Source organism: Bacillus salipaludis (genome assembly GCF_004358205.1).
On sequence record NZ_SMYO01000051.1, the window covers coordinates 1 to 7,260 of the forward strand.

The 7,260-nt window shown below is 38.6% G+C and carries 6 protein-coding genes; all 6 read left to right on the forward strand.

Going from position 1 to position 7,260, the window contains the following annotated elements; genetic code table 11:
- The first annotated feature begins 211 nt into the window (after window positions 1–211).
- Window positions 212–583 (forward strand): YolD-like family protein, encoded by a 372-nt coding sequence (locus E2K98_RS29500; RefSeq protein ID WP_235824976.1) that lies wholly within the window; start codon window positions 212–214, stop codon window positions 581–583.
- Between the two features lie 237 nt (window positions 584–820).
- Complete coding sequence (locus E2K98_RS29505; protein ID WP_133340465.1) at window positions 821–1,411, forward strand: molybdopterin-dependent oxidoreductase; 591 nt, start codon at window positions 821–823, stop codon at window positions 1,409–1,411.
- 281 nt (window positions 1,412–1,692) lie between these two features.
- Window positions 1,693–1,971, forward strand: coding sequence for a hypothetical protein (locus E2K98_RS29510; protein ID WP_133340467.1), 279 nt, complete (start codon window positions 1,693–1,695; stop codon window positions 1,969–1,971).
- 66 nt (window positions 1,972–2,037) lie between these two features.
- Window positions 2,038–2,298 carry a hypothetical protein gene (locus tag E2K98_RS29515; RefSeq protein ID WP_133340469.1) on the forward strand — a complete coding sequence of 87 codons (261 nt, stop codon included), beginning with the start codon at window positions 2,038–2,040 and terminating at the stop codon, window positions 2,296–2,298.
- A gap of 1,095 nt (window positions 2,299–3,393) precedes the next feature.
- Window positions 3,394–5,454: a catalase gene (locus tag E2K98_RS29520; protein WP_133340471.1), complete on the forward strand. Its 2,061-nt coding sequence runs from the start codon at window positions 3,394–3,396 to the stop codon at window positions 5,452–5,454.
- 464 nt (window positions 5,455–5,918) lie between these two features.
- Window positions 5,919–6,878, forward strand: coding sequence for a DUF3231 family protein (locus tag E2K98_RS29525; protein WP_133340473.1), 960 nt, complete (start codon window positions 5,919–5,921; stop codon window positions 6,876–6,878).
- Window positions 6,879–7,260 lie beyond the last annotated feature (382 nt).

Sequence of the window (7,260 nt, forward strand, 5' to 3'; positions counted from 1 at the left end):
ATATATACGACTTAAGAAAAGAAATTAGCTATATTTTGTAAATGATGACTAGGAGGAGCCGTGTGCGTTAATAGCGCAAGCACGGTTCTGTGAGGGGGGAGGAGTACAATCTACCGCAAGGTAGAAAGGCTCCCTTCTACTCGACTAATTGAATAAGAAATCTAAAGACCGAAAATAATTGGTCTTTTATTTTTCTATTCATATGGAACGTTTGTTCGCATATAATAATACCGAGGTGGTTATTATGACAATTCGTGACCGAGGCGTTATGAAATGGCAATTCGCGTTTGGACATCCGGAGCTAATAAAGGGGCAGCGGGATCTATGGCGCGACCAGGAACGCATGAATAAGCCAATCATTGACGAGGATCAAGCGGAGGAGTTCGACCTGCGAATACAGTATGCAACAGAATACAATCATGCGGTAAAGCTGACGGTATGGAATGACGGATTTACTTCGGTGATAACTGGCCGTGTTCATTACATCGATCCAATAACGCATGAGTTGCGGATAGAAGTAAAAGCTGGTGAGTTTGAGCGGGTGGCATTCGATAGTGTAGTTGGAGTGAAGGTCGTGGACTAAACAACAAAAACGGTAGCATAGGTTAGCTACCGTTTTGTTTTCTTATCAAAGGTTTGGCTGGACCAAGAGATTATGGAATATCGAGTTACCCTCTTGAGGTACACCAGCTGCGTTAATTCTAAATACGTTGATCTCAAATAACGGATTTGCCTACAGTATGCTTTCATTATTTTGAAGTAAACTATACAAAGCACTGTGATTTAATTAACGTTTAAGATGAAAAAGGGATGGTGTCAGATGAAAAAGCAGCTTCCACCTGGCCAATTCGAAACAGAAAAATGGCCAATACTGCACACAGGGGATGTTCCCGAGTTTAACGAAATCACATGGAATTTCAGACTTTTTGGTGAGGTGAAGGAAGAAAAGTCCTTATCCCATAAGGAAATCATGGAGCTTCCAAAAACCATATCAAACGTTAATATGCATTGTGTTACCACCTGGTCTAAATTTGATACAACTTTTGAAGGAATTGCACTTAGAGAGTTATTGAAATTTGTTGAAATGAATGAAGGTGTAAAATACATTAAAATTTACGGTTACTTCAATGGGGACAGATTTGGTTATTCTGCAAACCTGCCGCTAGAGCCTTTATTAGGGGACGATTCTTTGTTTGTATACCGTTGGAAGGATAAAAATCATGATTGGCAAGATATTGATCCAAAACATGGGTATCCACTAAGATTTATTCCACCAGAAGTATTTTATCTATGGAAAGGCTCAAAGTGGGTTTCAGGGATTGAGTTTATGAAAGTAGACGAGGCTGGTTTTTGGGAAGAGCGTGGCTATTCGATGACAGCCAATCCATTTAAAGAAGAGCGGTACCGTTAACACAGGCTACGAAACGAAAAGGAGGGTGAGAGAAGTACTTCAACTTTTGATACTTTGCTTCCAATAAAAAAGCAAGGCCATTTTTTGAAAGAAAACAACTCATTTTGTTCACAAACGAGTGCGATAATCTAAAATATGCGATACCTAGAGGATCGCTTTTTTTTATTTGATAATGATCCAGTCTAGTTGAATAAATTAAATGGAATAAAAGATACACAAGTTTTCGAAAAAAGGTTGAGTAAGGAAGATTTGGCAAATCATATGTAGACGGAGGATTTGAAATGAATTTTACCATTCGTATTTTCTTTAGCGAAAACTTTAATCATTCAATATTTGAAAGAGAGCTGAAAAAATACTTAGAGGAAATTAGTGTATCTGTTACAAGTATTAATTTTAATCAATTTGAAGAAAAATACATACATAATAAAAGGAATATTATTGAGGTAAATGTTGAAGTTAAAGGGGATTATATCGATTACAGAACCGTTTTTGGTTGTGTATTTTTAGTATTAGATGAACTTTCTTTAAATTTATCTGGATTAGATATAAATGAATCATAAGCTTCCCTAGGTGCTTTTGTATTTTTAAATTTCCTAATAAAAAATTTGTTTTATAAGGAGGAAATGATGAAAGAATTTATTATTTCATATATAGAAGATAATGAAATTGGTGGTCAGAAAAAGGAAATCCTCGTTGTGGGCGAAGACTTTCAATCATGCTATGAAGAGCATATTCAAAAATATCCAACCATGGTAGGTATTGTTCAGCAATTTGATGAAGAGCACGAAACCATAAATTTTCTCCGCCCTAACAATATTCAAATAGAAAAAGGTACGGACGAAATCTTCGAGGAAGATGAGAAAAAAAGAGAATTTTATGATGGATGATATATATCCACATTTCAGACTGAAGTGTTGACCATTTTGTCAATGCTGGAGTTCAGAGCAAAAAACGCGATTTTTGTACGCTAAGCATATTTCGACATGAAAAAAGCCGATTTTTCCTACGCTAAGGAATCATCGGCTTTATTTTTAATGTTAAGTTAACTTCTACCTTTTCAGTTATGTTATTAGATATCTGTTTTCCTTAGCAAAAATAAAATAAATCGAAAGCAAAGAACATATTACTGCTAAAAGGGGTAGCGTCAGGATTTTGACAATTTACATCGGTAAGGGAACAAATACTGATTTATCATGGTTTATGAGGTTTGTATCAATAGGGTTTTACTCTATTGATAATGAGGGATATAACTGTAGTTAAAGGGTTCCAAATATCTCATATACATGTCTCAAAATCCCTTATAGTTGTTAAGTTAAGCATTTTTACTTCTTAACATTGCTTAACGTTGTAAATCCGCATTTTCCTGACCTCCCACCAAGTAGGTTTGAAAATGAGATTGCTAATTTAGTTGCAAAAGAGATTAAGTTCTGTTTACGAGGAATCGACTTTAAAGTAAATGGTGGGCTTGATTTCCGGGGGTTAATGGGAGATCCAAGTGTACGAACGTACTTCCAAACAATTAATGTTGAGGCAATTGTTAAAAAAACGAGTCCGATGAGAGGGTAAAAGAGTTGAAAGAAAAAACAGACCCAGATGTCCGGTCTTAAATACTTTTAAAGCTGCTGACGTTACTATTAACACTACATGGAGGAAGGGCTAATCCGCATATCGTGCGTAAAGGAGTACAAAATTCTCATTTCGCCTTAGGATATAATTACAACCTCATATTGGAGAAAAAACGTTGTGAATATTGCGGGTTCTGCTCGCAGTCTTTCACAACGGTTTGCTTCTGTCCTCCTCGAACTGTATGAAAACAGTTTTCTTCTGAAGTTCTCCCCCCTCCACTGTACGTAATCCGTTAGCTTCAAAAGGGCATTTGCCACATCGCTTAACCAGTTTAAGGGGCTTCGAATACTGGGGAGAACTCGGGCATACAAATACTATAGCGTGAAATGCATTTTGACTTGGGGGCAAGAGATCATATGAATTACGATGACGTTTCTAACGAAAGAGAGAATCAAAGCAACAAAAAAAATGAGCAACTTGAGGAATTTCGTGTTCAGAATGCAGGAAATCCCCTTACGACGAGTGCGGGATTAAAGCCATCCAACAATGACGGGATATTGAAGGCAGGAACTCGAGGCCCTGCTCTGTTGCAGGACTTTCTGTTTTTTGATAAGCTGATGCATTTTGACCGAGAACGTACTCCAGAACGCGTCGCCCATGCTCGAGGGTTCGGTGTTCACGGGACATTCCAGGTTTATCAGTCGATGAAGCCTTATACCAAGGCGGGATTCTTGCAGAATCCAAGTGCAAGTACGCCCGTATTCGTCCGCTTTTCAACAAATCATGGCGGTCGCGGATCGATCGATTCCTCGCGAGATTTGCGAGGCTTCGCAGTGAAATTTTATACTGACGAGGGCAATTGGGACCTATTATCATTAAATTTACCCGTGTTCTTCGTGAATGACGCGCAGAAATTTGTCGATTCACATCATGCGGCTAATCCGGATCCACGCACGGATATGCCGACAGCTTCAGCAGCACAAGAAAACTTTTGGGATTTTGTAGCAAATAACCAGGAGTCGGCGCATTTTATCATGTGGCTTATGTCGGATCGGACGTTGCCAAGAAGTTGGAGAATGATGGAGGGTTATGCGATCAATTCATACCGGTTCATCAATGACCAAGGAACCTCTCGATTTGTACGCTTTCAATGGAAGCCAGTCCTCGGCGTACATTCACTTCTCCAAGAAGAATCCCTCATCATCGGCGGGTTGGATGCCGATTTTCACCGGCGAGATATTTATGAGGCGATTCAACGTGGGATATATCCCGAGTACGAATTTGGGGTGCAAATGATTGAAGAAGAAAATGAACACGCATACGAATTTGATGTTCTCGATCCGACGAAGCTCTGGCCAGAAGAAATCGTTCCTGTTCATTACATCGGAAAGCTGACACTAAACCGTAATGTCGACAACTTTTTTGCGGAGACCGAGCAATCCGCTTTTGATCCGACCAACGTGGTTCCGGGCATCGGTTTTTCCAACGATCCTATATTACAAGGCCGACTTATTGCTTATCGCGATACGCAGATGTATCGATTGGGTGGTCCGAACATCAATGAAATACCTATCAATCGACCGCTTTGTCCTTTTCACAACTACCAACGAGAAGGGGCTCATCGCCAACGCATTGATATTGACCAGGTTAACTACTATCAAAACTCACTAGCGGGCAATACACCAAGTCCAACACCGGTCGAGCAGGGCGGGTTCGATTTCTATCCCGAAAAGATAAAAGGCTTAGCCACCAAAGCCATAAGCGACACGTTTAAGGACTATTTTTCCCAAGCACGTCTGTTCTGGAATAGTTTGTCTGACGTTGAAAAAGACCATATATTACAGTCATTCATTTTTCAACTCACAAAAGTGAAGAGCCAATCTGTTCGTCAACAAATCGTCGACATGTTCGGAAATGTGGACCATACATTGGCTTCCACCATTGCTTCAAACATCGATGTACGACCACCATCAACCAAGCAAGTTTCCGTTTCTGCGTCCTCTCCAGCTCTAAGTCAAGCCAATACGCAGCATTTCCCCTATACCATGAGGGTTGCAGTTCTGATTGGCAACGGGTTTCCCGATCAAGAGGTCATCTCAGTTTTGAACACGCTCGTCGAACATGGAGTCTTCGTGGAGTTTGTCAGCGATCGATTGGGTACGGTTACAGGAGCACAAGGGACGACCATCACGTTGGATCAAAATTTCCTCGCGACGAATCCTGTTCTTTATGATTCTCTGTATGTTGTTGGTGGACGCGTGCAAAATCAAGCTGCCTTTGACTGGAATGTGAAAAACTTTATCCAAGGGACATACAAGTATTACAAACCGATTGGCGTGGCGACCACAGGGGGATCGTACATACAGCCACCGAAAAACGGAGAGCTTGAAGGTGTCGTCTTTGCTTCAAGCACTAACAACTTCGGAGAAGTGTTTGTCAGAGCAATTGCGAAGCAACGATTTTGGAACAGGAAGTAAAAGGGGCTGTCTAATAGGACAGCTTGCTTACTTGCAAAATTAGGTAAAACGAAGAGATGGCGGTGCTAGGGAGACGTTCCCAGCACCGCCATTTCTTGTTTCAATAATGGATTCGAAGGAGCTGTTGGAACATTTGTTAGATTGGCATTTATTTGATTAAGTGATATCGACCTTCCTGTAGTTCCTGTCATGGCCAATATGGTTACCAATTTTGTGCGTGATACCAGGAATTTGGATAGGCCTTTTACTAATGAAAATCATTAAAAAAGCTATTGAGAAACCTGAGAGCCCGTGAATATAATTAGTATTCTTTTAACAGAAACTCTCATTAAATTATTTAAATTACAATAATTAATATAGTTTGAGATTGAGACTAAATGTATTAATTAGAAATATACCCTGAATAATTACCAATATTTTTGTCATTCTAATAACAGAAAATAAATAATGAAGGAGCCTTTTGTATGAACGTAAATGAGTTCGGCTTTCTTTGGTATCTTCAATCAAGTTCGAATATGGTTAATATTATTTTAAAAAATCTTATTGATACTGCTGAGGATAAAGATTTGAGAAGTGTTCTAGATGAAATCAATTCATTATCTACATTTCAAGAAAAAGAGGCTACAAAGTTATTAAATGACAGCGGTTATAATGAAACGCCATTTTTTAGTGAAGTTGATTTAAATAACTCCTCAGTAAAGCTTTTTACCGATCAATTAATCATTGAAATTCTTAAGCATATTACCGGAAATGGGATGCGGATCCTCGCTTCTCAATATGCAGAACTAGCGGATATGAATGTAAAGAAATTCTTTCGTGAAGTCCTCACTAAGATGATTCAAATTGATGAATCTCTTTTAGGTTTATTAAAAGAAAAGAACTTGTTACAAAACAGTCCATTTTTATACATGAAAGCACATGAAAGAGACAGTAAAATGTTTAAGGTTATATCTACACAATTGAGGCCACTTAATGCGGTAGAATTGGGACATATGTACAGTGCACTTCAATGCAATAATGTTGGTGTTGCTCTATGCACTGCTTTTGCTGATGTTGTAAAAGATGAAGAGTCAAAGCAATTATTTAATGATGGCAAGAAATTAGCATTTCATCAAGCTGCTACTTTATCGGATATTTTTAGGGAAAACGGAGTTAGTACTACAACTGGACTAGAGAGCTTCGTGCATAGGGTCCAGGAATCTCCATTTTCAGATAAGTTAATGACGAACCTCATAATGTTTTTAAATCCTATTGGAATAATAAATTTACAAAACGCTGCTGTATCTAGTTATAAGAAGAATCATGTCAAAATACTAAGTGAATTAATGGAACAGGTCCAAAGTTTTTCAGAAAAAGGGTTTAAGCTATTGGTTAAAAAAGGTTGGTTTAATGAACCACCATTAACGAGTAGGTCAATTAAATAATGATAAACTGAATCCAATAGTGTAAATAATGAAGAATCTGGAATTTTATGGAAAGACTGACAGGTTCTATAGAGCGACATTATAAATTTTTCTAAGATAAACTTACACATTTGATACAGCTTTTCTTAGTAAAGTACCGTTGAGTAGAACAAGAGAGTTAACAATCTAGTCCTATCTTTTATAGCATTGACTGATATTTTGCATTTACATAATTCAAGGGGCAGTCTAACTGCCCCTTTTTGTGCGACGGGCAGTCGCATGGAGTGTTGATCTGTCGACACTCTTCTTTTCATTATCTGACAGAGACGTCATCTCGGTGAAACGACTGGTTGATGATGATGATACTGAATCCCAGATGGTGAAAGTCCATCTCCGAGGAGAC